Origin of the sequence: Pseudanabaena cinerea FACHB-1277, from assembly GCF_014696345.1 — a bacterium.
In the GTDB taxonomy this organism is placed as follows: domain Bacteria; phylum Cyanobacteriota; class Cyanobacteriia; order Pseudanabaenales; family Pseudanabaenaceae; genus Pseudanabaena; species Pseudanabaena cinerea.
The window spans coordinates 20,465-45,179 of record NZ_JACJPY010000027.1 but is presented as its reverse complement, the minus strand read 5'-3'; the positions used below and the strand labels follow the sequence as shown (position 1 = coordinate 45,179).

Sequence of the window (24,715 nt, the reverse complement as noted above, 5' to 3'; positions counted from 1 at the left end):
CGGAGTAAGCTAATCGCTAACTGCTAACCGCTAATCGCTAACAGCTAACAGCTAACCGCTAACCGCTTTCTAATCACTACCAAAGTCGTATCATCAGAAAGCACTCCCGATCGCCTAGTTAACTCTCGTTTATTCCAATCAGGTTTGACTTCCTCCCGATTGAGCATGGCTAACTTACGGCGGATTGCATCGGAATTTCTGAAATAGTGTTCTGATTGCCAAAATTGATGGATGTCTTCAACTTTTATTAAATCATCAATGCCATCGGTGGCGATGAGAAGTGATTTTAATTCACTGGTGGGGAGGCGATCGCGTATTTCAAAGTCAATCGCATCGGGTTTGTATAAGCCATAGGCGAGATAGGGCGGTGCATTGTTGGGATAGGCGGGAATCTGGGTAAGCTCGCCATTAATTGCGATCGCGCCATCACCCATTGAGAAAGTAACTGTTTCGAGATCTGTAATTACAGTACCGACAATTGTAAATAACAGGTGGTCATTCACAAATTCCATGTCGCTATCAATAAGAGTTACCAAATCCTTTAACTTCTGCAATAAGTTTATTTTGACGGTATTCCAAAATTCAGCTTCAGATATCGCTAAGTTTTGATTAAGCAGATCGGCGATCGCATTAACCACCAGCCTCGCCCCTAACTTTGCGCCGACCTCACTATGTTTGCCACTGCCGCAGCCATCGCACACCACTGCAATCATGAATTTTTCGTTAGAGATAATCCCATACGCATCCTGATTGTTTTTGCCAGCAAGAACATGATTGCGCCCAATGATCGAGCCGAAGGCATATTCAAAAGAGTCAACTTGTCCTTGCATCGCGATATAGTGTATAAACCACACAAACTAATATAGTGTTGTTTTTACACTATGTCAATAAACTTTTTTAGCTATTAGCGATTAGCTGTTAGCGATTAGCTTTGGTTAGGTTGAAATAATCGCGAATTCAAACAATTGCCAATCTCCAGAGCCAAAAGCTAAAAGCCAAATGCTAAAAGCCAAAAGCTAAAAGCTAACACCCATACTCAAATGCCCACCTACAAATACCCCCGCCCCTCTCTCACCGTTGATTGCATTGTTTTTGGACTTGATGCGGAGCTAGAGCTTAAAATCATGCTAATTAAACGCGACATTCCTCCGTTTGAAGGGGAATGGGCGATCCCTGGGGGATTTGTGAGGATGGATGAGACTCTAGAGCAAGCGGCTTTGCGGGAATTGCAAGAAGAAACAGGGATACAGAATGTTTTCCTAGAGCAGCTATATACTTTTGGGGACTTGGGGCGTGACCCTCGCGATCGCGTAGTTAGCGTTGCCTATTACGCATTGATTAATTTGGTTGAGCAAAAGGTTCAAGCCTCTACAGATGCGCGTGAGGCTTACTGGTTTCCCCTTTCTAAAATTCCTAAACTAGCCTTTGATCATGATCAGATCTTACAAACAGCGATCACCCGACTAAGGAGCAAAATCCGTTATGAACCGATTGGGTTTGAATTATTACCTAGAAATTTCACCCTTTCTCAGTTACAAAAACTTTATGAGATTATCTGGAATAGATCGCTAGACAAACGGAACTTTCGTAAAAAAATATTAAGTATGGATTTGCTGCTTGATACGGGTGAAGTGCAGCATAATGTCTCCCATCGGGCGGCAAAGCTATACCAATTTGATGAGACTAAATATTTGCAACTCAAGGACAAAGGCTTTAACTTTGAAGTCTAACTTTTCACAACCGCTTGCTAAACTAGCGATCGATAGACGAGCATAAACTAATTGGCAGTGTCAGAATATGTGTGACAATTTAGGTATTAATATGCAAAGCGTTATCAAAAAAAACTTATTTTCCAGCGTAAATCAAGCTAAAACCTATATACAGCGCTTTGTGCTGACTTAAAAGCCAGCAGAATTTTAAAAAGTGGCGCTTCGCGCTGATTTTTTTAATTTTTCTGAAATGCTCAAAACATCAATAGGCTATAAAAGCCATGTATAAAAGCCATGTATAAGCAGGAACTTAAAATCCCCAATAAATATGTTAATAATTTTTACAACGGTTCCATTTATGATCTTGTGTTCTTGGACTTAGAGTGGTGTCGCGACTTTCAGAAAAACGTTTCCGTACAAAAGATTTTTGGTTATACTTTGACGCGCATCTTAGAAGACAGTAATGAACAATACATCAAAATTCAATTTATCGAATCTAGTACTCAAGAAAAGAAGATAATTCAAGATATATTAAATGATTTACATAGCTTGCGAGGCAAATATTTTATTGGCTATGGTTTGGCAACCAGTGATATGTTCTGTTTGCGTCAAAGAATAGAAGCATTAGAATTTAGTCCCAAAATTGATAGTATTAGAATCCTCGATCTCCAGAAAACAAGTCAGCGCAACGATCTAAATCAAGGCTTAAATAATCTTTTTGCCTATTTAGGGATTCCCATATTTAAAAAAATTAAAGGTTATTACGTTTTTAGGAATGGCATTAAAATACTTCGTAAAGAAAAGGGATATCAAACAGTTTTGAAAGAAATATATGAATATTGTTTGGAGGATGCCGAAAATTATTTTCATATCATTAGCAATTGGCAAACTCAGTTTCCTTTGGTTGATCGCGATAAACATTTAACAATCAATCTCAAAAATGATCCACATCTTGAGCAACGTTTGCGTTCGAGAAGAGGGGCAGCTTTTCAAAGACCATCTTGATCTATTTCAAGATGGTGCTAATGTTTTCCTTGTGCTGGTTATTGGTTTAAGAGGATACTTTGTATGTGGTGCAGTACTTATTCATTTAGCTCGATCGCCAAAATTATGCTCACAACGGCGATCTCGACGGTGATTAATGTGCCGTCAGCTATGGCGATCGCATTAGAAACAAAACTCACCAAGCCATCGCCAGAATTTATTAGCCAATTACCAACTACCGCCGCCCTGATTTATGTCAATCCGCAATCGGGTAAGCAGGGTATAGCCGATGGCTCGCCCAATAATCCTTATAAGTCAATTACGGCAGCGATCGCCGCTAGTCCCGCCGCAGGTACAGTGATTCAATTGGCGCAAGGAACCTACAGCACCGATACGGGCGAAGTATTTCCGCTCAAATTACCCGTAGGCATCACCCTACGCGGTGAGCCAACCCTGCGCGGCGCAAATACGATCATTCGTGGCAGTGGTAAATATATCAGCCCCTCCTTTGCCAGTCAAAATGTGGCATTAATCACCAGTAACGATACAAGGATTGAGGGCATTACTGTTACTAATCCTGAGACTAGAGGCACGGCCGTTTGGGTGGAGTCGAGCAAGCGGGTGGCGATCGCTAATAATACTTTTATCAATAGCAACCGTGAAGGACTTTTTCTGACGGGTAATGCCGAAGTAAATGTTACGGATAATCTGTTTAAAAACAATGGAGCCAATGGACTTTCGGCGGTGGGCAGTAGTAGCGGTGAGATTCGCAATAACTTTTTTGAGGATACGGGGTTTGGCTTGGCAATTGGGCAGCGATCGCGGGTGGTGGTCATTAATAACAATATTGCCAACAACAATGATGGTGTGGTAATTTCCAATTTGGCGGCTCCCACATTCCGCAATAACTTGATCACTGGCAATAGGCGCAATGGCATTGTCATTCTCAAGGATCGCGCTGGCTATCCCACCCCCGATCTCGGTACGACCATCAATTTGGGACAGAATGTATTTCGGAACAACCGCGAAAAGGATCTGAATAATAATTCGGGCGTGGAGCAGGTTGCTGTTGGCAATGAACTCAATCCTCAAAAGATCGCTGGCAAAATCTCTTTTACAGGCATGACTCCCACCCCTGCTGCCCCCCTACCAATTACTTCACCTATCTCATCAACTAGTACCTTGCCCAATGTGCCTAGGTTATCTCCTGCTCCTGCCATCAGTCGCCCCAATATTCAAGAGGTGATCATTGATCGCGATCCTGTTCCCATTACGCCGCCAGCTATTCCCAAGGTTCCTAGCTCAGCTTTTATTCCTAGTTCTCCCGCCCCTGTTACTAATATTCCTCAACCTGCTGCACCCGTCACCATTCCTATCGTCAGAGCTACGCCAACTCCTAATACAGCGATCGCCCCTAATCCTGCGCCAGTGAGTACGCCAATCAATACACCAACTAATACTGCGAATATAAATACTCCCGTTCCTTACAATCCAACTATTGCTGCCCTTGTGCCACAGAGCGCCAAAGAGCAGTTTCCCTATTTAGTGGTAATTCCTTCGGCGGATGTCAAAGTTCTCAATAAAGTCCAGAGTGCTGTTCCTAGTGCTAAGGTAATTCCCTCTCGTTTTGGCAATATCATTTTTGTACAGGGCTACCCCGATCGCGATCGGGCTGAGGTATTACGCGCCATCGTGAGATCAGCGATCGGGCTAGATGCAAGGGTGATTCATCAAAATAATTTGTAAACATAGCCCCAGAGAGAATCTGAAAATGCGGCAAAGCAACGTTTTCAAATTCTTTCTGGATTGGGATCAAACGCAAAGCGTTGTAAAATTAGACTATGAGCAATAATCCGAGTAATAACCCATTTCTGCCGCAATGTCTTGTGGGTAGGCAGAGGGAGCTGAGCCAAATCAGTGAGATTTTATTGGCTGATGGGGATCTCTTAATTGCGGGGGTTGCGGGTAGTGGTCGTCGTACCTTGGTTAGATGGGCGGCACAGCGTTCTAAAACTAGGGTAATCACCGTGGATTGTTTGAGGGCAACCGATGGCGATCGCTTTCTTAAGTTATTAGCCAAAGGACTGCTCAATACCTTTGACAGCGAAGCGGAAATGTTGCAGTTACAATTGCTATTGAAAGAACAGCCTGTAATGTTTAATGTTCCCTCAGCTCAAGCACAACCACAGCTTACTTGGAAATTATCGAACCTTGGTTTATGGCAGTTATTTCAAAATCTTTTGAGCATTCCCCAACAAATGGCGGAATGGCTAGACTGTCGGGTGGCGATCGTGCTGCATAACTTTACTCATATTCGCTCTTGGGATCGCAAAGGGGAATGGGAAGAATATTTGCGACGCGAAATTCAAATTCAAAGTCGGGTTAGTTATGTTTTGATGGCGACTGTGCCTGAACCTTGGATGCACAAGCTCAGTATTCATGTGGTGGAACTGCCGCCCCTAACCAATCAGGAATTGTGCGAATGGTTGGAACCTGTGATGCTCAATAGAGGTTTAAGATTTGCACAGGCAGAAAAGGATGACGCACTGAAATTGTTTGCCGAATATACACAGGGCAATATGGGAGACGCGATCGCTTTAATGCGAAGGATTTGGCTTGATTATCTCAGTCACGCGATTAAATCTAAGGAACCTCAAGAATCTCAATTCTTGATTCAGTCTGATCATGTCCATCGCAATATGGTGACGCTCGTGGAGGATCTTGCGCCAACTTTTAAATCTTTAATCATGCTCTTACCCCCGACACAGGTGCGTGTATTGGAAAGCTTAGCCATCGATCCGACCGTCAGCCCCCACAGCCGCGAGTATATCCAAAAGCATCGCCTATCTAAAGGGGGCAGTCTGCAAGGAGCTTTGGACAGTTTAGAGCAGAAGGGGCTAGTCTATGGCGCTAAATATGGCTATCGCATTGCTTTACCGACTTTGCAATTTTGGCTGAAGTTGCAATTAATGTAAAATCAATGTCAATATACTAAAGCTTCTGAATTGGGGCAATCTTAGGATCAATAATCTTTTTACCTTGACCTGCAAAGGCGATCGCTAAGAACATCTTTTCACCCGTACCGAGTAGATTAGAGATCTGCCCCTCGCCAAATTTCTCGTGCATCACGCGATCGCCCACCTGCCAATTGACACTGGGGCGCGGCTTAACGGCACTCACCTTAGCAGGGGCAACCGTGCGGAGCGAACCCTTGACACTAGTTGCTTCAGCCCGTTGGCTTGCCTTACTAATAAATTTATCAATGCCATGTCCCGTCAGATATTCCTTCGGCAGTTCTGCGAGAAATTGGGAAGGAATGGCATATTCGCGATTACCATAGAGGCGGCGGGCTTGGGCATGGCTCAGGAATAGCTTTTCTTGGGCGCGGGTGATGCCCACATACATGAGGCGGCGCTCTTCTTCGAGAGCCATCGGGTCGTTAATGGAACGAAAACTGGGGAATAGTCCTTGCTCTAGCCCTACCAGAAATACTACAGGAAACTCCAAACCCTTAGCCGCATGGAGGGTCATCAGGGTGACTTTATCGGCATTTTCACTACTATCATCAAGGCTAGAGGCTAAGGCCGCATTGGCAAGGAAGGCATCAAGGGAAGCATCTTCATTCTCTTCGGCAAATTGTTCGGCGGCGTTGTAAAGTTCTTGCAAGTTAGCAAGGCGATCGCTGGCTTCATCATTTCCCTGCATTTTTAACTCTTCCGCATAGCCCGATTCTTCGAGAATGCCCAGAATGATATCCTTAGCGGGGGTAACGCCAATCTTTTCGCGCCAGTTTTGGATTAGTTCCACAAAGGAAAGTACACCCTTTGCCGATCGCCCCGCCAGGGTTTTGACCGTAGTTTCATCGCTGATGATTTCCCAAATTGGTAAGCCTAGCTCTTGGGCTGCCTGTTGCAACTTATCTAGGGTGGCTTTACCGATGGAGCGCTTGGGAACATTGATGATCCGCATCAGGCTGAGGGTATCCGATGGATTAGAAAGCAACCGCAAATAGGAAAGTGTATCTTTAATTTCCTTGCGATCATAGAATCTTAAGCCGCCAATCACTTTGTACGCGATATTCCAACGCACTAGCATTTCTTCAAAGGGGCGAGATTGGGCATTGGTGCGATAGAGAATGGCAAAATGTCCGAGATTGACACTAGGGTTTTTGGACTTAACACGGCGAATCTGTTCAATCACAAATTGGGCTTCATCCACCTCATCATCAGCACGATAGAGTTCGATCAAATCGCCATCGGGTCGGGTTGCTTTGAGGACTTTATCGATGCGTTGGGAATTGTGGTCAATTAGTTGGTTGGCGATTTCCAAAATATTAGCAACAGAGCGATAATTTTCCTCTAGCTTGATCATGGTTTGAGTATTGAGATCAGGGAGGCGATCGCCAAAAGCTTGCTGGAATTCCATCAAAATAGTGAAGTCTGCCGAACGGAAGCTATAGATTGATTGATCGGCATCTCCCACTACAAAAATAGAGCGATCTTCCCAAGTTGGTTTACTGTTATTGGTGGATAGCAACTGAATCAAATCATATTGGGTGCGATTAGTATCCTGATATTCATCCACGAGAATATGTTTGAAGCGCTGATGCCAAGCATTGAGAACCTCAGGATTTTGTTGAAATAGGCGCACGGGGAGAAAGATTAAGTCATCAAAGTCTAAGGCGTTATTGGTGGCAAGTTGATCTTGATAAAGGCTATAAACTTGGGCGATCGCCCTGCGCCGAAATGGGGCATCATCACTATTCTGCTCATACTCCTCTGGAGTCCAGCCCTTATTTTTGGCATTACCGATCGCAAAGCGCACTGATTTTGGTTCAAACTTCTTTTCATCAAGGTTAAGGCGATTGATCACAATATCCTTCACAAGGGTTTGAACATCGCCATCATCAAAGATTGAGAAATTCTTGCCCCAGCTTCTGCCATTACCATCCTTATATTTATCAACATCTAACCTTAAAATACGGCAACACATACTATGGAAAGTTCCCATCCATAGCCCATCCTCAGCATAGCTATTGATGTAGCGCTTAAATACCCGCTTACGAATTTTCTCCTGCTCCCATTCTGTGACCTCACTGAGGGGTTTACCTAGTTCCCTTTGGGCGACTTCCTGCGTTAGCAAAGCCTGAATGCGCTCATTCATTTCCTTGGCAGCTTTGTTTGTGAAAGTTACCGCCAAAATTTGGTCAGAGGAAACATCGTGATTGAGCAGGAGGTTGGCAATGCGATAGGTTAAGGTTCTTGTCTTGCCTGAGCCAGCCCCTGCCACCACGAGCATCGGGCCATGAAGATGGCTGGCTGCTTTTTGTTGGGCGGGGTTGAGATGGTGCAAAAAATTAGAACTCATTGGCTCAGGGGGGAAGAATTTAGTTAGACTGTAATACAGTATGCCAAAAATCTTTACCAATAAAGCGCTTTGCGCTATAACAAAAACCAAAGCACTTAGGAGAAAGCTTGATTTACAAGCCTTTGCCTAAGTTAAGGATCAAAATTATTAATTAAATTCAGTCGTAACCTTACAAGGTCAAATAGTGGATATTTACTGCACGCGCCCTAACTGCGCTAAACCTCTTAATACCTTTGCTGACCTTGACAGTGGCAATACTGTAAAAACGATCGCCCAAAAATTCTGTACTAATTGCGGAATGCCGTTGTTGCTGGGGGGGCGCTATCTCGTGGAAAAACCGATCGCTAGGGGTGGCTTTGGGGCTACTTTTTTAGCCCGCGATCGCTACACACCCGCCATGCGGCGCTGTGTGGTCAAGCTATTGCAACCTGTGGGGCTAAATAATGCCCAGATGGCGATCGCCAAGCAGATGTTTGAGCGAGAGGCAACGGTTTTGGAAGACTTGGGGACGCATCCGCAGATTCCTGATTTACTGGCTTATTTTGAGGTGCAGTCGGGGCAGGATGAATTTTTTTATTTGGTGCAAGAATTTGTCGATGGCTTTACCCTAGAGCAGATTGTGCAGCAGTATGGGGCGATCGCCGAATCAGATTTACTGGAAATTATGCAGAGCTTACTGCCCGTGATGCAATTTATCCATGAAAAAGGTTCAATTCATCGTGATATCAAACCTGCCAATATCATGGTACGCAAATCTGACCAAGTTTACTTTTTGCTGGATTTTGGGGCGGTAAAGCAGGTGGCGGGGGCGGCTCACGGTCAAAAATCGACAGGTATTTTCACCCCTGGCTATGGCGCTCCTGAGCAAATGCGCGGTGATACAGTTTTTGCCTCCACAGATCTCTATGCCTTTGCGGTCACTTGTTTGCATCTGTTGACCGCCAAGGAACCCGAAGAATTATTTGATGTGAACTATAACAAATGGCAATGGGAAAAATTTGTCAACCTTAGTCCCCATCTCAACCAAGTTTTGTTAAAGATGTTAGCCACTGCCCCCAGCGATCGCTTTGAATCGGCGGCGGCGGTTCTTCAAGCGCTTGCGACTCAAAAACAAGTCTCTCAGCTTAAGGCACAAGCCCCCACGATTATTCAATCGGCTCCGCCAAAAAATACCCAATCGAGCATTCAAGTCCCACCGCCGATCGCCTCACCGCAAATGGTCAATGCGCCCTCTAAGCCTGCTAAAATTAGGCGATCGCACTCTACCCCTTGGCTCTTGTCGGCAACGATCCCCACCCAATTTATCGCCGCATTTTTGCTAGGGTTTGAAACGATGTTGCTGGGGCAGGTTGCTTTGAGCCTTTTGGAGAGTCCCACCAATTGGATCGTGCTAGTTGTGGTTATGGGCGCGATCGCCACATTGCGGATTACCTCTATTCTCGACAATAAAGATCTATTCGTATTTGTAAATGTGCTGAGCATTATTGGCTTTTTGATAGCAAAAAACTTTGCCAAAGTCGCCATACCCGATTTGCTGACTATTCTGCCCTTCTGTGCTGTTGCAGGTGTTGCGGCGATCGCCATGATGGCAGCCCTCAGGCTAATCTTTAAAATACTTAATTCTCTGCTCTAGCCCCAAAATAACCCCAAAGCGTAAGTCCTAATATTGAAATAATATTTAAATCAGCACAAATAAAAGCGGCACAAAGCGCCGCTTTCAATATTTCTAGATTTTAATTAAGCACAAAGCGCTGTAACTGACGAAAAGTCTAACTAGCTACAAGCTACAGGCGCACCAATTTCCTTGGGGGTCGCAAAAGAAGTACCACAACTGCAAGACTTGCTGGCATTAGGATTGCGGAAGCGGAAGCCACCACCCAACAGGTCTTCAGTGTAGTCTAGCTCCAAGCCCTGCAACTGAGGCAGGTTGCTATTATTAATCACAATCTTTACGCCGTTATATTCGTATTGATTGTCTTCAGCTTCTAGCTGGTCAGCAAAATCCATGAGATAGGACAAGCCCGAACAACCGCCTTGCTTGATCCCCAAACGCAGGGGAGCTGCGGTGGAGCGCTGAGTTTGTAGATTTTTGACGCGGGCGATCGCTGCGTCAGTGAGAGTAATCATAGGATATCGATCCAATTACTAATTGAGCTAAATGTCATATTAGTCTTCTAGTAAGACAAGCGCAATACTTGCCAAAGAAACATTGGCATAGCCTGCCACCTTCACTGCCTTGTAAAAGGGTTTGGTAAGAGGACACTTATGAACACCGAAAAGGCGCACACCTTGGTCAAGCAGCAAACCAGTTTTGAAGTGAAAGTTACGATGTAATTTGACAGCCTTAGCAAGCTTATTTTTAGTTTTACAGCAGACCATAATTTTGAATTAGCTATTTAAGATTAATGTTTCCATGACCTATACCTATATTAGCCTTACAACTCGAAAGTGGGGGGCTATTTCCCACTTCAGGGTGACTGGCGGGGCTGTGCCATAAAATAAGGAACCGAACTTTGATGTCATTGCAAAGCACGAATGCTAGAAAGTATTGTTTGGATATTGTTGATGGGTTTCTTTGTTGGGCAGATCGCTCGGCGGCTACAAATTCCTGCCCTTGTGGGTATGGTTCTAGTGGGCATTGTTTTGGGAATGCAGGCAGGCAATGTGATCAATTCAGAGGTGCTAGATGCCGCTAAGCCGCTTCGCACGATCGCCGTGATGGTGATTTTGATGAAGGCTGGTCTAGGGCTTGATCGCGAAAAATTGTCGCAGCAGGGAATTGTCGCCTTGAAATTAGGTTTTTTGCCTGCGGTTTGTGAGGCGATCGCGATCGCTTGGGCGGCGATGTGGTTACTGCAATTCGACTTTTTGACAGGGCTGTTGCTCGGCTGCATTATTGGCGCAGAATCGCCTGCTGTCATCGTGCCTGCGATGTTGCGCTTGAAAAGTTTAGGATGGGGTGTAACTAAAGGGATTCCCGATGCCATTCTTACGGGTAGCGCTTTATCGGATGTACTGCTATTACTAGTATTTAGCTTGCTAATCACATTTCTATCACAAACTACCGCAACAGACATCACTTTATTAGGGGTTACTCTCAGTCCTTGGCAGTTGCTTCCATTTCAAGTTATCTGCCAAATTCTATTGGGAGTGTTGGCAGGGTGGGCGACAGCGCGAATATTAGTATCCTTACTCATCAAGCAGAACTGGACACAAAATGCTGGACAAGATTCCTTAGTTGCCGCTAGTACTGCCCTATGGTTGGTCATATTGGCTGAACATCTTCCTATTTTCTCTGGCTATTTAGCAGTGATGTCAATGGGATTTTTTTTAGTAGAACTAGATGCCCCTCTAGCGCGAAGATTACGCGGGGGATTTGATAGTCTATGGACGATCGCCGAAATTGTGCTTTTTGTGCTGCTTGGGGCAAGTATTCAACTCAAGGTTTTAGGTAGTAATTTGCTCGTAGGACTTGCGGTATTGGGAATTGGCACATTGATCGGGCGATCGCTGGGGTGGTATCTTGCCACTGTAGGCAGTAATTGGACATGGAAGGAGCAGTTGTTTCTATTGCCAGCCAACTCTGCCAAGGCAACCGTACAAGCGGCTATTGGGGCAATTCCTTTAGCACAGGGAGTCGCTGGCGGTGAGACGATTTTGGCGATCGCGGTGCTTTCAATTTTAGTCACCGCACCATTAGGGGCATGGGCAATTCCTACCCTTGCCCCCAAACTTTTAGAACGGGGCGAGGTTGATCCCACCAAAGTCGCAATTTATGGCTGTCCCATCTTTCTAGCAGCAGTAGATAATTCGCCCCTAGCAACGGATGTCTTGACTAAAGCCGCCGATCTGGCGAGGCGTAGTGATGGTGAGGTGATTGTTTTGTATGTGGATAATCTAGGCGATCAACAGGCGATCGCGCTTTTGCAAGCAAAGTCTCAGAGGGTCTTGTCAGATATTCGCTATGAATTTTTGATTAGCATAGGTACTGTGCCTGAAGAAATTATACGTGTGGCAGAATCTCGTAAAGTCACAGATATTGTAATTGGTAAGCGTGGAAATCAATCTTGGCAACAGGTGTTAGTGGGTTCCATTTCTCAATCTGTTTTAGAGGCAAGTCTTATTCCCGTAATTCTCGTAGAATCCCGTCATCATTAAATCTACGCCCATGGCGAGAATCAAAACCCATATGAGCAAAATATTCAATCCTTACTGTATCGTAAATATACAGCCTTGTAAGAACCATAGAGCTTAAAGCCCAATTTTCTGATCAATGGCGGATCAATAACCCGACATTCATTACTTGCATTTTACCAATTCGCTATAGTTTCAAAAATATGTTGCAACAGGGACAAAAAATTAATCTCACCATTGATGATCTTGCCGATAGCGGTGATGGGGTTGGGCGCTATGAAAACCTTGCCATTTTTGTACCCAATACAGTTCCTGGCGATCGCATTGCGGCAAAATTGGAATTTGTCAAAAAGAATTTTGCTAATGCCAGCATTGAGAAAATACTTTCCCCTTCCAGCGATCGCATCCGCCCTAGCTGTATCGTTGCTGACAAATGCGGCGGCTGTCAATGGCAAACCGTCAGTTATGCCGCCCAACTTCGCATCAAAGAAAACCTTGTTGCCCAAGCATTACAGCGTATTGGTGGTTTTAGTCCTGAGCTAATCGCTGAATGTCTCACGCCGATTATTGGCGCAACGGAGAGCCTGCACTACCGCAACAAAGTCACCTATCCCCTCGCCAAAGGCAAAGATGGCAACCTCAAAGCTGGTTATTATCAAAAGCGCAGCCATAAACTTGTTAATTTGAATCAATGCCCTGCCCAAGATCAACGCCTTGATCCCTTACTTGCCGAAATTAAGCAAGATATTCATAACCAATGTTGGGAAATCTATGATGAGAATAACCATACGGGGCTGCTGCGCCATTTAGGATTACGCATCGGACGCAATACAGGCGAAGTGCTGATTACATTAGTTACAAGGGATTGGGATGTTCCTAATTTGGCAAGCTTTGCCCAAACATGGGTTGATCGCTACGCTCAAGTTGTGGGCGTGATTTTAAACCGCAACCCCGATCGCACCAATGCCATCTTTGGGCGTGAAAGTCGCTGCATTGCAGGACGTGATTATCTATTAGAGAAATTTGCAGGGCTAACCTTCCATTTACGCGGCGATACGTTCTTTCAGGTCTATACAGAGCAGGCGGAAAAGATGCTAAGTGTGATCGCTTCGACACTAGATTTACAGGGAACGGAAGTAATTGTCGATGCCTATGCAGGGATTGGTACGATCGCGCTGCCCCTAGCAGAACAGGTGCAACAGGCGATCGCGATCGAAATTCAACCACAGGCAACGGCACAGGGCAAGCTGAATGCATCACTCAATGGCATTGACAATGTGACCTTTTACACGGGCAAAGTGGAGGATTTGTTGGAGCAAGTAATTAAGGAAAATAATGTGCAGCCCGATGTGGTGATTCTTGATCCGCCGCGCAAGGGTTGTGAGTCTTCGGTAATTAATTATTTGCGGGGCGATAATCTCTCATGCGTTATGCCCGATCGCCTAGTTTATGTCAGTTGTAACCCTGCCACTCAAGCGCGGGACTTGAAGTTACTTTGCGAAGGCGATCGCTATAAGTTAACCCGCATTCAACCCATTGATTTCTTCCCGCAAACCTCCCATGTGGAGGCGATCGCCTTTTTGAGTCGTTGCTGAGCAACTAAGTAGCCCTGCATTCTCCCCTCAAAATTACAAGCCAAGATGGGGCGGATTTTGTGGTGATTAGTGCTGAGGATTGGGAGCAGCAGCAGGAAACTTTGTTTGTTTTGCAAAATAGTAACCCTATGCAACAGATATATAAGCCTAAGGATTTACCGAAAGAATGTCCTTATTCCATCGACCCAATTTTTGATGAGAACTTTCCTATTGGTATCCAAAATGATGCTCACTAAGACTCTCAATATTAGCGATCGCTTGCAGTTGCTCTTACAAGAACTGAAATCAAAATTGCAAGAGCTTTATGGCGATCGCCTATATTCAGTGTTGTTATACGGAGCTGTGGCTAGGGGTGAAGCAAATGCTGACTCAGATATTGATGTGTTAGTAGTGCTAAAGGAGCGAGTGTTGCCAGTGCAAGAGATTAGGCGGATGGCAGATATTCCCTTATGATTTCGAGTTGGCTTTATTTTTGGCAGAAAAAGAAACCCGACTTAAACCTCAGATTCACCTTAAATCGGGAATGCTCGGCTCCTAAGCCTGACAGCGCAGGGACAATTTATCTGCAAAACCCATGCCACGCAATGATCTCTGATCGCAAACTGAATAGGCGATCGCATGGTTAGAAAATCTTGAATATTTTTAGTCGCAATTTGACGCTGATTTAAAAAGTAAAAGAGATCGGACTGAGCTATTTTTATGCAAAGTTTTGCTGTTTTTTTGCAAATACTCAAGCAAACTTCTGATGAATCATCTCAATAACCTGCGCTTCTTCGGGAGTCATGATGCCATCTAACATTGCAAACTTCTGACATTGGGCAAACAAAGATAACGCATACTCTGGCTTGATATCCTTTAGTAAAACCTCAAGGGGAAGTGGTGCGCTCATGTATTCAGCGATCGCCTCAATGGATTCTGGTCTAAGATTAGCTGCTTTCAAATCAGCCAAAACATTTTCCTTACTTCTGCCTTGATTACCTGCCAAGATCACATGAACGAGAATTTGATCGATAATCTGTTCTTGTGGAATCGCACTTTTTAAACGCTCTTCACTATCTTTTTGAATGTCTACTAATTTTTCTTCAAAGTTAACGGGGTTTAGCTTGGCATCATAAAAAGCACAACTCGCTTGACCAAGTGTATAAATCATTACTGCATTAGAGCTTGCAGCAATCACGGCTCCTGCAACTGGAATATTTCTTAGCAGTCCTAATCCTGCTTTGATTGCCATTTTGCCGCCAAAAGCTAAACCGAATACTGCAACAACTTCGCCCTTTCTAGTTGGGTCGTTAAGATCCATTCCATAGGCACAAGCTATTTGATAAACCATCTCAGCTTGCAGTAAAGTAGTTGCAATTAGATCTCCAGCAAACAATGCTGCGGCAGAACCAGGGACAATACTAGTACCAAATCCAGATAAACCAGCACCTACTGCTTTTTGTCCAATAATTCTTTGTGCGATTTGATAATTCGATTCATTTGGATATTGTTGCTTGAGACGTTCTACCTCAGTAGCCGATGCAATCACATCAACTTGGTTTAGTACTTTCAGTAACCAGTCTGCGTTAAAAGCTTGTGCAGCTTTTTGGAGTAAAGGACTGTTTTCAGCAAAGTCAATTACATTCCCTGCTGTACTAGTTGCCGATGAGATCCCGTCAACGACAGCACCTCCCACAGTTTGCGTAAATGCACCAACAGCCCCACCGACTGCTCCTGCGGTTGCCACTGCTGCTCCACCGACTGCACTACCGACAGATCCAGCTACACCACCAACTGCACTTCCCGCACTAACGATCGCCCCGCCAACATTTCCCGCCGCACCCGCAACCGTGCCGCCAACAATACCAGCCGCACTACCAACGGCATTCCCAACAGAACCAGCCGCACCTGCAACTGTTCCGCCAACCGCACTAGCTGCATTACCAACCGCTCCTGCTGCTCCTGCGACTGCACCAAATGCGCCATCCCACCAATTACCTGTTTGTGGCTTGTCAGTAGTTACAACAATTGCAGAATCTTTTGTAGAAGCTTCGTCTTCTGCTTGAGAATTATCAACAGGTTTAACGGATTCAGAGAGATTAGTCATCTCAACAATTGCACCGCTAACATGAGCAGTTTCCTTTACAATCTCCTCACCTGCTTGAACCGCGCCTTTAGCAATCTTTTTCAACAAGTTTTTATTGAACATATCTTTATTTTCTCCTAAGCTAATTGCTTGTATTTCAGTTTTGATATCAGGTTCAGGTGTAGCAAAAACTGATTGAGGTAAACTTTTTTCGCTATCTAGAGCTTGAATATACTGTAAGATATCATGTTCAATCAGCAATGTCTCAGCAATCTTTCCGAGATAGCTCCCAATACTTTCAGTCACTAAAGCCTGAATATTTCCCTGAAATTGAAAAATTTTGACAAGGCTACTGCCGATTTCAGCAAAAGCAGCACCGTGATCTGGCTTCTCTAACAAGATTTTCAAAAATTCAGATTGCTGTGTCTGAATATTCATTTGTGAGGCATCAAGTTTATAAACTTTGCCTGTGGAATGCAATAAATACTCTGGCTCAGGATGGCTGTACTCAGTGAGTGTTTTACTCATCTCCGCCAATGGCTGTTGAACTTGGGGAAGCCAAGTCAAGTTATTGCTAGTCATCTCCACAATACAGCCGCCCAATAGTGGCAAATGGGGAACCAGATCCCCAGGGGTACGAAATCTATAAAGTGGTGTTTCTAATTTCACGCTCTCAGTTCCCAAAGGCGGCGCACCAAATGTGTAGGTTTCGAGACTACAGTAACTAGGCTTTAAGTCTGATTTATTGAGTTTATGGGCGAGTAAAGTTGCCGAAGCTCCTCCTAGACTATGCCCTGTAGTAATGATTTTGGGTTTGTCTTTGAGCAAATCGGGCAGAATATTTTGTAGTTGTTTCCAAATTGGCTCGGTGTAAAGTTGAAAACCAAAATGAAATTCATCAACAATACGCGGTGTCAGTAAGTTATACATCCAGTCCTTGACGCTGACTGTCCCCCGAATCGCAATCACTATTTCTTGTTCACCGTTTATTGCCACAAAGCCATAGTGTTCTGTCCCTTCTCTAAGTAGTTCCAGAATTTGGTAAGCTTGCAAATTCGGTGATTCACTTGCATTCAGCTTCTCATGGATTTCGGCTAGTTCGGTGCTGTATGCCAACCAAGCTAGGTAGGACATTTCTAATGCTTTGGAACATTCGTGAGTCATTAAATAAATCTCTGGTAATTACGGCTAAATCAGGCTTCAACAGGTCTAGATGGGACTAGGTACATCAAAGTTCTATTCTCTGATTGCTGTTTGTCCACTGGAGCTAATAGAGTCCATTCCCGAAAACTTATCCCTAGTTTTGAAATTGCTTTTACCTCAGACTGATAAGCCTCAAAACGTTGAATCGTTTCAATCATCGACTCCATATTTGCAAAAACTTTTGGAAGACGACTCATTGCTTCTTTTTTCATCTGCTCTCTATTGCCCCATATATCCCACTGAACCTCAGACTCAGCCACAATTGCCTGTGGTAGTTTATTCACCCATTTATAGCCTGAATCGCTACCTTGATCCTTTTTGAGACTAAAAATATTATCCCGTTGCATTTCAAAGACAGCAGCAGCATCTAGACTTGGATCAATCCATTGATAAACTTTTGTGAGTCTACCTAATCCAATTTCATTCTTAAATTTTGGATGTAAATAAGCGGCGGGATTGGAGGTAAGGAGGATATCAAGATATTTACGAAGGCGATCGCTAATTACTCTAAATCCTGCCTCTAAACGTTGCACAGCCATATCTGACTCTTCTAGTTCTAAATGACATCGCGCTTCCGCAATATAGGCTAGAGACAGAGTTAACAAATATTCGTGGACAAGTTTACTGCGTTGCTCAAGCTCCTTGTCTGTGTAATCTAAATAAATATGCTCTGCTTCGAGAAACCGATTGATAGCTTGAACTGCCATATTTTTGCGGTTTTCTGACTGGTTCATCGAAAAAGCATTAGTCGCTAAATCAAGAGCAGCACGAAAGTTGGCATAAAACCCTAGATCGATTTTGCGATCAACTTTCTCTAAGGTCTTCTGGATTTTTTGTAATCGTTCTTCTAAATCTTTGAGTTTATGCAATACAAGAGCAAAACCCATTACAGAAATACCTAAGTTGAGGATACTGGCACTAGATCCAATATTCGCTATTGTCAGTAAATTACTCCCTGAAGTATTAGGAACCTCACGCAGCCATGCAACAATAGGCTTAGTCCCTGCGACTTCTCGAATCACGCCCCCAACACGATAGTAAATCTCATTTGCGAGTCCTTCAGCTATTTCAGGTGGGATCTCCAATGTTGGTGTTATGGTAATCATATTTATTTCTTGCTATAGCTGTTTTTTCGTTTGATATATTTTAGATGTATTTTAACAGTTTGGAAATAATTGTTAAAAATGGCGATCGCCCAGTAACGCTAATAAAAATTCCTCTTCACCTGCGGGGGTATTTTGCAATAGCTCACAAAGGGCGGATGCTTGCTGAGCATTGAGGGGTAAGGGTGGAATCCCTTGGGCGGCGCGATCGGTAACTTTACAATGAGATATTGATGATATGGAAAGGGTTTGAGACAAAAAAATGGCGACTCATTGAGTCGCCATTTTTTTAGTGATTGAGAGATTTAGATTTGAGGTACAAAACGCTCTTTTACAGGAACTGTAGTGTACTCAGAAATAATACGGCGGAATTCTTCACCGTCAAGAGTTTCGGCATCAACTAACAAGTCGACAACGCGATCGATCGCCGCACGATTTTCATAGACAATTTGCAAGGCAGTTTGATAGCACTTCTGCACAATTTCGCGCACCTGTTGATCGATCTTGGCGGAGATATCTTCAGAATATTGGGAGCCACCACCCATGCTACGCCCAAGAAATACTTCCGAGCTTTGACCTTCAAGGGCAAGTTGACCAATATTAGACATTCCGAAACGAGTCACCATTTGCCGCGCCATACCGCTAACCTGTTGCAAATCGCCCCCTGCGCCAGTGGTTACTTCCGCAGAACCAAATACAGCTTCTTCGGCAGCACGTCCACCAAGGGCAGCAGTGATACGGGCAAGGATTTGACCGCGAGAGATCAGGGTTTGCTCTTCATCGGGAGTAAACCATGTCAAACCAGCCGCCTGTCCTCTGGGAATGAGGGTGACTTTTTGAACGGGATCATGTTCTTTCATCAATGTACCCACGATCGCATGACCGACTTCGTGATAGGCGATCAAACGCTTGTTACGGCTATCAACGAGTGCCTTGCCTTCCAGACCTGCAATGATCCGATCCACAGCATCATCGATTTCTGCCATAGTCATCGCATCCTTGCGGCGACGGGCGGTAAGAATCGCGGCTTCGTTGAGAAGGTTGGCAAGGTCAGCCCCTGCAAACCCTGGAGTACGACGGGCGATCGCTTCTAAAGAAACTTCAGGACTAATCTTTTTGTCACGGGCATGGACATTGAGAACCTGCAAGCGACCTTTGATGTCGGGTGGATCAACACCAATTTGGCGATCAAAGCGTCCTGGACGCAATAGGGCAGAGTCCAGCACATCAGCGCGGTTAGTCGCTGCAATCACAATTACGCCCGAATTACCTTCAAACCCATCCATTTCCGTGAGGATTTGGTTGAGGGTTTGTTCGCGCTCATCATTACCACCGCCGATGCCAGCGCCACGCTGACGACCGACCGCATCAATTTCATCAATAAAGATGATGCAAGGTGCATTTTCCTTTGCCTTTTTGAACAAATCGCGCACGCGGGATGCACCAACCCCAACAAACATTTCCACAAATTCGGAACCCGATACGGAGAAGAAAGGTACACCAGCTTCACCCGCGATCGCCTTAGCAAGTAAGGTTTTACCAGTTCCAGGTGGGCCAATTAACAAAACACCTTTAGGAATCTTAGCGCCGACAGCAGTAAAGCGTTCAGGCTTCTTCAAGAAGGTGACGACCTCTTGCAATTCTTCTTTGGCTTCTTCAATGCCAGCGACATCATCAAACTTCACGCCAGTTTGAGCGTCCATGGCAAAACGCGCCTTAGACTTACCAAAGTCCATAGCCTGTCCAGGTCCACCCATTTGATTGGAGCGGCGAAATAGGAAAAATAGACCTGCAATTAGGGCAACGGGGAAAATTAAGTTGCTAACAAAGCCCCAAATTGCGCCGTTGTTGCTGGGAGGATAGATAGCAAGATCCACAGATCCATCATTGAGCCTGTCCATCAATTCGGGCGCGTAGATTGGCAAATCCACCCTAGCGCGTTGTTCTTTACCCTCAATTTGGGGATCGCTTGCTACGATTACCGCCGTGCGACCACCATCAAAAACATCGACCTTGCGGACGCGATGTTCATCGAGATATTCCAAAAATCTGCCGTAGGAAATGCGCGTATTCGCAGCATTGACCGTGGGACGACTAGGAACGGGACGGGCAACCACTGTTTGCCATCCAAAAAAGCCAATTATCGCTATGGGCAGTAACCACAGCAGCGCAGTTCTCCAAGAGGATTTCATATAGCAAATAGCCTGATGATCAAAATAATTTCTTAACTAAACTTAACTTACCACGATCCTTATTCATGTAGTCGCGCGATCGCAAATATCTACCCAAAGGAAAGCAGATCACAGTCAAATTTAAAGTCAAATTTAGATCTCTAGGATCAAGACAGTTGCATGGGTTGTGATTTTATGTTTAATTAACGTACTATAATCAAAAAAACGACCTCTATATTGATCTCAGAAACAATGAAAATTCTTACGGTGGCGATCGCTGGTTTAGTTGCTTCTACACTTTTCCTTGATACGGCTTGGGCAAGACAGGCAGAAAAGGTACAAAGCGTCCATAATTTCGCTATTATCGCCATTATTTGTAATTTCTGTCAGTGCAGTGCCACTAATTGATCTATCTCCCTTTGCGCGGAACCATTGCCTAACTTGCCAAAAATTCAAAGCGATCGCGCTGTTATTATCAGTCAGGCGATCGCTTTACTTTGGGACAGCTAAGATAAATTTAAGTTTTAGTAAATCATTGTCAAGATAACAAGATAAAAGGTGATTATTAATTTGGGTAATTTAACTCAGGAGGCTTAGGCGATGGAAGAACTGTTGGAACTAAAGGGCTTTCTGCTCAGTGGCAATATTACTGATGCTTTGCTCTTGGTGGAGGAGATGACAGAAATGAGCAAAGATGACAAATTAAATAAGATTTTTAGTTTTAGTATTGTTTTGTTGCTCCATTTGATTAAACAGAAAGCCGAAAAACGCTCGACAAGATCTTGGGAAATATCGATTTTCAATGCGGTTAAGCAAATTCAACGCTCGAATAAAAGGCGCAAGGCTAATGGAACCTATCTCTCACAATCTGAAATACAGGAGACGCTAGAAGATGCCTACGAATCGGCTTTAAAACAGGCTGCTTTGGAGGCTTTTGAGGGAAGGTACGAAACAGAGGTGATCGCTCATATGGTCGATCGCGATCAAGTTATTCAAGATGCGATCGCTTTAGTTTCTGGCAACTAAAATAAATTTAAACTTGAGTAAATCATCGGTGCAAATTATGGAACCAGTTTCGCTAATTTTGGGTTTGTTGGGGATTGTGGGTGCTGGCTCGTTAACTAAGGTTGGCGAAAATATTACCGATGAGACTTTGAAATTAGCCCGATCGCTGTGGTCAATTCTCAGTCAAAAAGCGCCTAATACCCAGACTGTGAGAGCGATTAGCGCGGGTCAAGATTTTGATCCTCAGCAAGCGGTGATTGATGTGGAGGCGATCACTGATGATCCTGATGTGGTGAAATTGTTGGATGAGGTGCGATCGCTTTTATCCAGCAATCAAAAATTAGCAGCTAAGGTTGAGGAGTTGGCGACACAAGTTAAAATTGTGCCCTCAATATCACAAACTATAGCTAGTGATATTGAGGGGGTAAACCTCCGCGCAAAATCAATGAAGCAGACAGCGCCATCAGGTAGTGGCTCGGTCGAGCAGACAATGCTAAAAAATGTCAAAGTAACGGGTGATATTGATTTGGGTGATTTGACTCAGGAGGCTTAGGCGATGGAAGAATTGTTAGAACTAAAGGGATTTTTGCTAAATGGCAATATTGCCGATGCTTTGTTGTTGGTGGAGGAGATGACGGAGATGAGCAAGGATGACAAGCTGAATAAGATTTATAGCTTTGCCAAAATCTTGCTGCTACATCTCATCAAACAACGCGCTGAAAATCGCACTACGAGATCGTGGGATCTATCAATTAAAAACTCGGTACGAGAAATTCAGCGCACTAACCAACGGCGTAAGGCTAAAGGAAATTATTGCGAACCTTCAGAACTACGCGAGACGATAGAAGAAGCTTATGAGATCGCGCTAGATGCTGCTGCGAGTGAAGCTTTTGAGGGTAGATATGAGGCTGATGAGTTGGGCGCAATGGTGGATCGCGAGGCAATTATTGAGCAGGCGATCGCTTTAGTTTTTGACAACTAAGATAAGATCAACGCTGGGTTGCGCGGGCAATTTGGCAATTGTCGATCATTGCTTCTAGGGAAAACTGGTCAACATCATGATGTCACGCACAGCGTTACAAACTGCGATTTTCTCTGCGATTCCAACCCTATTTAGGAAAAGTTTAGTCTTTTAGAGGCACATCGCGTTTAAGGTCTAATTTTACGACCGAGTTGCTCAAGTATCTCTAGAACAGATTGGATCTGAGTTCGCCTCTGCTCGACTAAAAGATCCAAGTTGTCAGACATATACTTTACGTGTTTGTAAGCATTGTCTAGCAAGTCAAGTAAAAACTTACGATCGCCCGCAATCTCGTTGTAAGAGGAGGAGCGACTCTGTTGGAGTAATGAGTCCGCAGAACTGGACTGGACAAGCAAAGGAGGAGGTTGACGGGAGGGATTAGATGGCGATCGCTCTGCCTCTAAATGTTGAATAGTTTGTTGTAAATTTTCAATCACCCCATACATTTCCATGGGGTCAAAAACCCGTAATAGGCTAGTTTGTGTGACAATTCCTAACCCCTGCCCCCAGTTCCAAGACACCACCAAGCGCCCCACCCGCCTTTTCTGCATTTCCTGATGTGCCGTCCACAACGAATCCTCAGGACTGAGGAGAAATAGCGGCGTACTCATTACCGTTTGAGCCTGAGTTTTTTGCAGATCAATTTGCAGCGATTGAAACTGCACAATATCTCGCTCCGTCACAATGCCAACGGGGCAGTCATTATCTTCTGAATTTCTTTGCACGATCACCACACAGCCCACGCAATGCTCGGTCATTAACTGCGCCAATTGCAAGACCGTAGCGGAGAGTGGGGCATGCACCACCTTAGTGGTCATCACATCCGATACGCGACGAAACTGCAAGAGATTTGCTGGACGCATAATTTTGCGAATACTTTCTTGGGAAATAACCCCGACCAAATGTCCTTGGTCATCCACAATCGGTAAATGACGAATCTTGTAGCGGCGAAACAAAAATAGCGGGGCAAAAATGTCTTGCATGGATTGCTGCGGCAACGTGATCGGCGGATACACCATCACATCGGCAACGGTTATCTCAGTCAAGTTAAGCCCTTTGGAGGTGAGTCTAACCACATCGCGTTCTGTCAAAATCCCCAATAGTTCTTGCCCTTGCATCACCAACACACAGCTAGCATGAACCTTTTGGGCGGAAGGGGTTGACAACGATTGGTCATCTGTCAGCACACAAATAATGTCATGCGTCTGACTGAGCAAAGCGATCGCCTCCATCAATGGAGTGTTTGGAGGCATCGTCAACGGATGTCGATCGATGGCATCTTCTAGATTAGGAGCCCAATTCTGAAATGTATCGATTGACATCAGCACATTCCGGTAAACCGAAAAGTCAAGATAGGAGGATAAGCCTCCCTACAGGAAATAACCCAGCTTTTCATAGCAGCTAAAACAGTCCTAAAAACTATCCCAGAATTTAGTGTCATCTGACCTCTTTAAGAGAAATGTAACGTTTTATTGCTATTAGTTTCAAGTCTATAGCAGTTTTGCACAGACATAGGTGTATGATAGAGGGATGTTACGGATTGACTGTTAAAACCCTCTGCCTAGAAGTGTTAGATCCTCTATATGGTTATTGGTTGCGATGTCATCAGACGATAAGGGAGATGCTTCAGGTTTCTGTTCAGCCTGAGATGCTACTCCTGAGATTCTGGAGAGCTTTCCGTAGAGTCGATCTAGCACTCGTTTTACGGAAATACGCTGCCACTTTTGACCTCGTTTGGTGGAGTACCCATTTTCATTGAGCCAATCGGCAATCTTCTGTAATGATTTTCCAGATTTGTGATGGCGGCGAATTAGTTCAACTACCTGAGACTCTTCTGGGTCATCCACTAATTCACCATCTACTGATCGTTGCCCAAAGGCAGGCGATCCGTAGCCCGCATAACCACCGTTGTTTGCTTTTGCTTGCCTGCCTTGCTCTAGGCGCTCCCAGGCAGATAAATTGTTGGAAGGAACTGCTGTCATGGTGGGGTCGTTTCAATGACTTGCAAGAGCATTATATCTCAACTTAACGCCTTAAATTTGTTTTGATTAGGAGTATCCCATGGCAACTTACAAAGTAAAACTCGTGAATGACGAGGGATTAGATGTCACCATCGATGTCCAAGACGATCAAACTGTTTACGAAGCCGCATCCGAAGCAGACATTGACTTACCAATTTCTTGTCGGGCAGGGTCTTGTTCTAGCTGTGCTGGCCAACTGATTTCTGGGGAAGTGGATCAGTCGGATCAATCATTTTTAGATGAAGACCAAGTGAATGCGGGGTTTGTGCTGACCTGTGTTACTTATCCCCGCTCCAATTGCACGATTAAAACGCACCAAGAAGAAAATTTGTACTAA

Annotated in this window: 23 protein-coding genes and 2 pseudogenes; 15 read left to right on the top strand and 10 right to left on the bottom strand. The window is 44.5% G+C overall.

From position 1 onward, the window contains the following. Nucleotides 1-44 precede the first annotated feature (44 nt). Nucleotides 45-830, bottom strand: coding sequence for a protein phosphatase 2C domain-containing protein (locus tag H6F44_RS10365; protein ID WP_190350884.1), 786 nt, complete (start codon nucleotides 828-830; stop codon nucleotides 45-47). Between the two features lie 210 nt (nucleotides 831-1,040). On the opposite strand from H6F44_RS10365, the gene H6F44_RS10360 reads away from it, so the two are divergent. The 4 genes from H6F44_RS10360 (at nucleotide 1,041) to H6F44_RS10345 (ending at nucleotide 5,668) form a co-directional block, all read left to right on the top strand. Further along, the gene (locus tag H6F44_RS10360) at nucleotides 1,041-1,730 is read left to right on the top strand and encodes an NUDIX hydrolase (protein WP_190350883.1); all 690 of its coding nucleotides are present in this window, start codon (nucleotides 1,041-1,043) and stop codon (nucleotides 1,728-1,730) included. Nucleotides 1,731-2,003: 273 nt separating this feature from the next. Beyond that, nucleotides 2,004-2,714, top strand: coding sequence for a ribonuclease H-like domain-containing protein (locus H6F44_RS10355; RefSeq protein WP_190350882.1), 711 nt, complete (start codon nucleotides 2,004-2,006; stop codon nucleotides 2,712-2,714). 63 nt (nucleotides 2,715-2,777) lie between these two features. Then, nucleotides 2,778-4,439: a DUF1565 domain-containing protein gene (locus H6F44_RS10350; RefSeq protein WP_190350881.1), complete on the top strand. Its 1,662-nt coding sequence runs from the start codon at nucleotides 2,778-2,780 to the stop codon at nucleotides 4,437-4,439. A 95-nt stretch (nucleotides 4,440-4,534) separates the two neighbouring features. Then, the gene (locus tag H6F44_RS10345) at nucleotides 4,535-5,668 is read left to right on the top strand and encodes an ATP-binding protein (protein WP_190350880.1); all 1,134 of its coding nucleotides are present in this window, start codon (nucleotides 4,535-4,537) and stop codon (nucleotides 5,666-5,668) included. Nucleotides 5,669-5,684: 16 nt separating this feature from the next. Here H6F44_RS10345 and pcrA read toward each other — a convergent pair whose 3' ends face one another. Further along, nucleotides 5,685-8,060 carry a DNA helicase PcrA gene (gene pcrA, locus H6F44_RS10340; protein WP_190350879.1) on the bottom strand — a complete coding sequence of 792 codons (2,376 nt, stop codon included), beginning with the start codon at nucleotides 8,058-8,060 and terminating at the stop codon, nucleotides 5,685-5,687. Nucleotides 8,061-8,244: 184 nt separating this feature from the next. Here pcrA and H6F44_RS10335 point away from each other — a divergent pair, with 184 nt between their 5' ends. Then, nucleotides 8,245-9,693 (top strand): protein kinase domain-containing protein, encoded by a 1,449-nt coding sequence (locus H6F44_RS10335; protein ID WP_190350878.1) that lies wholly within the window; start codon nucleotides 8,245-8,247, stop codon nucleotides 9,691-9,693. 140 nt (nucleotides 9,694-9,833) lie between these two features. Here H6F44_RS10335 and H6F44_RS10330 read toward each other — a convergent pair whose 3' ends face one another. Both H6F44_RS10330 and H6F44_RS10325 read right to left on the bottom strand, forming a co-directional pair. Next, nucleotides 9,834-10,187 (bottom strand): HesB/IscA family protein, encoded by a 354-nt coding sequence (locus H6F44_RS10330; RefSeq protein ID WP_190350877.1) that lies wholly within the window; start codon nucleotides 10,185-10,187, stop codon nucleotides 9,834-9,836. A gap of 39 nt (nucleotides 10,188-10,226) precedes the next feature. After that, on the bottom strand, nucleotides 10,227-10,439 hold the full coding sequence (locus H6F44_RS10325; RefSeq protein ID WP_190350876.1) for a hypothetical protein: 213 nt from the start codon (nucleotides 10,437-10,439) through the stop codon (nucleotides 10,227-10,229). 156 nt (nucleotides 10,440-10,595) lie between these two features. Between H6F44_RS10325 and H6F44_RS10320 the strand changes: the two genes are divergently transcribed. From H6F44_RS10320 to H6F44_RS10300, 5 genes and pseudogenes are all read left to right on the top strand, one after another. Next, nucleotides 10,596-12,218, top strand: coding sequence for a cation:proton antiporter domain-containing protein (locus tag H6F44_RS10320; RefSeq protein ID WP_190350875.1), 1,623 nt, complete (start codon nucleotides 10,596-10,598; stop codon nucleotides 12,216-12,218). A gap of 179 nt (nucleotides 12,219-12,397) precedes the next feature. After that, the gene (gene rlmD / locus H6F44_RS10315) at nucleotides 12,398-13,789 is read left to right on the top strand and encodes a 23S rRNA (uracil(1939)-C(5))-methyltransferase RlmD (RefSeq protein ID WP_190350874.1); all 1,392 of its coding nucleotides are present in this window, start codon (nucleotides 12,398-12,400) and stop codon (nucleotides 13,787-13,789) included. Between the two features lie 14 nt (nucleotides 13,790-13,803). Next, nucleotides 13,804-13,929 (top strand): annotated as a pseudogene (locus tag H6F44_RS24000) (type II toxin-antitoxin system Phd/YefM family antitoxin); the annotation flags it as partial. A gap of 85 nt (nucleotides 13,930-14,014) precedes the next feature. Beyond that, nucleotides 14,015-14,242: a nucleotidyltransferase domain-containing protein gene (locus tag H6F44_RS10305; protein ID WP_190350873.1), complete on the top strand. Its 228-nt coding sequence runs from the start codon at nucleotides 14,015-14,017 to the stop codon at nucleotides 14,240-14,242. Then, a complete protein-coding gene (locus H6F44_RS10300) occupies nucleotides 14,239-14,415 on the top strand; it encodes a hypothetical protein (protein ID WP_190350872.1) in 177 nt (58 codons plus the stop codon). Before H6F44_RS10305 ends, H6F44_RS10300 begins: the two co-directional genes overlap by 4 nt. Before the next feature lie 104 nt (nucleotides 14,416-14,519). Here H6F44_RS10300 and H6F44_RS10295 read toward each other — a convergent pair whose 3' ends face one another. The 4 genes and pseudogenes from H6F44_RS10295 to ftsH all read right to left on the bottom strand — a co-directional run bounded on the left by H6F44_RS10295 (nucleotide 14,520) and on the right by ftsH (nucleotide 20,352). Continuing rightward, entirely contained in the window at nucleotides 14,520-17,018 is a 2,499-nt protein-coding gene (locus H6F44_RS10295) for a lipase family protein (protein ID WP_190350871.1), read from the bottom strand. Between the two features lie 29 nt (nucleotides 17,019-17,047). Next, a complete protein-coding gene (locus H6F44_RS10290; protein WP_190350870.1) occupies nucleotides 17,048-18,163 on the bottom strand; it encodes a hypothetical protein in 1,116 nt (371 codons plus the stop codon). A gap of 81 nt (nucleotides 18,164-18,244) precedes the next feature. After that, nucleotides 18,245-18,400: pseudogene (locus H6F44_RS10285) on the bottom strand (hypothetical protein); the annotation flags it as partial. Nucleotides 18,401-18,465: 65 nt separating this feature from the next. Continuing rightward, nucleotides 18,466-20,352 carry an ATP-dependent zinc metalloprotease FtsH gene (gene ftsH, locus H6F44_RS10280; RefSeq protein WP_190350869.1) on the bottom strand — a complete coding sequence of 629 codons (1,887 nt, stop codon included), beginning with the start codon at nucleotides 20,350-20,352 and terminating at the stop codon, nucleotides 18,466-18,468. Nucleotides 20,353-20,583: 231 nt separating this feature from the next. Here ftsH and H6F44_RS10275 point away from each other — a divergent pair, with 231 nt between their 5' ends. The 4 genes from H6F44_RS10275 to H6F44_RS10260 all read left to right on the top strand — a co-directional run bounded on the left by H6F44_RS10275 (nucleotide 20,584) and on the right by H6F44_RS10260 (nucleotide 22,318). Continuing rightward, the gene (locus H6F44_RS10275; protein WP_190350868.1) at nucleotides 20,584-20,739 is read left to right on the top strand and encodes a hypothetical protein; all 156 of its coding nucleotides are present in this window, start codon (nucleotides 20,584-20,586) and stop codon (nucleotides 20,737-20,739) included. A gap of 192 nt (nucleotides 20,740-20,931) precedes the next feature. Continuing rightward, nucleotides 20,932-21,357 carry a DUF29 family protein gene (locus H6F44_RS10270; protein WP_190350867.1) on the top strand — a complete coding sequence of 142 codons (426 nt, stop codon included), beginning with the start codon at nucleotides 20,932-20,934 and terminating at the stop codon, nucleotides 21,355-21,357. 37 nt (nucleotides 21,358-21,394) lie between these two features. Continuing rightward, nucleotides 21,395-21,889, top strand: coding sequence for a hypothetical protein (locus H6F44_RS10265; RefSeq protein ID WP_190350866.1), 495 nt, complete (start codon nucleotides 21,395-21,397; stop codon nucleotides 21,887-21,889). Nucleotides 21,890-21,892: 3 nt separating this feature from the next. Then, entirely contained in the window at nucleotides 21,893-22,318 is a 426-nt protein-coding gene (locus tag H6F44_RS10260) for a DUF29 family protein (RefSeq protein ID WP_190350865.1), read from the top strand. A 167-nt stretch (nucleotides 22,319-22,485) separates the two neighbouring features. Here H6F44_RS10260 and H6F44_RS10255 read toward each other — a convergent pair whose 3' ends face one another. After that, the gene (locus tag H6F44_RS10255) at nucleotides 22,486-23,679 is read right to left on the bottom strand and encodes a CBS domain-containing protein (RefSeq protein ID WP_190350864.1); all 1,194 of its coding nucleotides are present in this window, start codon (nucleotides 23,677-23,679) and stop codon (nucleotides 22,486-22,488) included. A gap of 225 nt (nucleotides 23,680-23,904) precedes the next feature. Then, complete coding sequence (locus H6F44_RS10250) at nucleotides 23,905-24,339, bottom strand: recombinase family protein (protein WP_190350863.1); 435 nt, start codon at nucleotides 24,337-24,339, stop codon at nucleotides 23,905-23,907. A 79-nt stretch (nucleotides 24,340-24,418) separates the two neighbouring features. Between H6F44_RS10250 and H6F44_RS10245 the strand changes: the two genes are divergently transcribed. Further along, nucleotides 24,419-24,715: a 2Fe-2S iron-sulfur cluster-binding protein gene (locus H6F44_RS10245; RefSeq protein WP_190350862.1), complete on the top strand. Its 297-nt coding sequence runs from the start codon at nucleotides 24,419-24,421 to the stop codon at nucleotides 24,713-24,715.

Excerpts from the sequence above, each read along its gene's own strand:
- H6F44_RS10365 (WP_190350884.1), bottom strand. The coding sequence starts at position 830 with ATGCAAGGACAAGTTGACTCTTTTGAATATGCCTTCGGCTCGATCATT.
- H6F44_RS10360 (WP_190350883.1), top strand. The coding sequence starts at position 1,041 with ATGCCCACCTACAAATACCCCCGCCCCTCTCTCACCGTTGATTGCATT.
- H6F44_RS10355 (WP_190350882.1), top strand. The coding sequence starts at position 2,004 with ATGTATAAGCAGGAACTTAAAATCCCCAATAAATATGTTAATAATTTT.
- H6F44_RS10350 (WP_190350881.1), top strand. The coding sequence starts at position 2,778 with ATGTGGTGCAGTACTTATTCATTTAGCTCGATCGCCAAAATTATGCTC.
- H6F44_RS10345 (WP_190350880.1), top strand. The coding sequence starts at position 4,535 with ATGAGCAATAATCCGAGTAATAACCCATTTCTGCCGCAATGTCTTGTG.
- pcrA (WP_190350879.1), bottom strand. The coding sequence starts at position 8,060 with ATGAGTTCTAATTTTTTGCACCATCTCAACCCCGCCCAACAAAAAGCA.
- H6F44_RS10330 (WP_190350877.1), bottom strand. The coding sequence starts at position 10,187 with ATGATTACTCTCACTGACGCAGCGATCGCCCGCGTCAAAAATCTACAA.
- H6F44_RS10325 (WP_190350876.1), bottom strand. The coding sequence starts at position 10,439 with ATGGTCTGCTGTAAAACTAAAAATAAGCTTGCTAAGGCTGTCAAATTA.
- H6F44_RS10320 (WP_190350875.1), top strand. The coding sequence starts at position 10,596 with ATGCTAGAAAGTATTGTTTGGATATTGTTGATGGGTTTCTTTGTTGGG.
- rlmD (WP_190350874.1), top strand. The coding sequence starts at position 12,398 with ATGTTGCAACAGGGACAAAAAATTAATCTCACCATTGATGATCTTGCC.
- H6F44_RS10305 (WP_190350873.1), top strand. The coding sequence starts at position 14,015 with ATGCTCACTAAGACTCTCAATATTAGCGATCGCTTGCAGTTGCTCTTA.
- H6F44_RS10300 (WP_190350872.1), top strand. The coding sequence starts at position 14,239 with ATGATTTCGAGTTGGCTTTATTTTTGGCAGAAAAAGAAACCCGACTTA.
- H6F44_RS10295 (WP_190350871.1), bottom strand. The coding sequence starts at position 17,018 with ATGACTCACGAATGTTCCAAAGCATTAGAAATGTCCTACCTAGCTTGG.
- H6F44_RS10290 (WP_190350870.1), bottom strand. The coding sequence starts at position 18,163 with ATGATTACCATAACACCAACATTGGAGATCCCACCTGAAATAGCTGAA.
- ftsH (WP_190350869.1), bottom strand. The coding sequence starts at position 20,352 with ATGAAATCCTCTTGGAGAACTGCGCTGCTGTGGTTACTGCCCATAGCG.
- H6F44_RS10275 (WP_190350868.1), top strand. The coding sequence starts at position 20,584 with ATGAAAATTCTTACGGTGGCGATCGCTGGTTTAGTTGCTTCTACACTT.
- H6F44_RS10270 (WP_190350867.1), top strand. The coding sequence starts at position 20,932 with ATGGAAGAACTGTTGGAACTAAAGGGCTTTCTGCTCAGTGGCAATATT.
- H6F44_RS10265 (WP_190350866.1), top strand. The coding sequence starts at position 21,395 with ATGGAACCAGTTTCGCTAATTTTGGGTTTGTTGGGGATTGTGGGTGCT.
- H6F44_RS10260 (WP_190350865.1), top strand. The coding sequence starts at position 21,893 with ATGGAAGAATTGTTAGAACTAAAGGGATTTTTGCTAAATGGCAATATT.
- H6F44_RS10255 (WP_190350864.1), bottom strand. The coding sequence starts at position 23,679 with ATGTCAATCGATACATTTCAGAATTGGGCTCCTAATCTAGAAGATGCC.
- H6F44_RS10250 (WP_190350863.1), bottom strand. The coding sequence starts at position 24,339 with ATGACAGCAGTTCCTTCCAACAATTTATCTGCCTGGGAGCGCCTAGAG.
- H6F44_RS10245 (WP_190350862.1), top strand. The coding sequence starts at position 24,419 with ATGGCAACTTACAAAGTAAAACTCGTGAATGACGAGGGATTAGATGTC.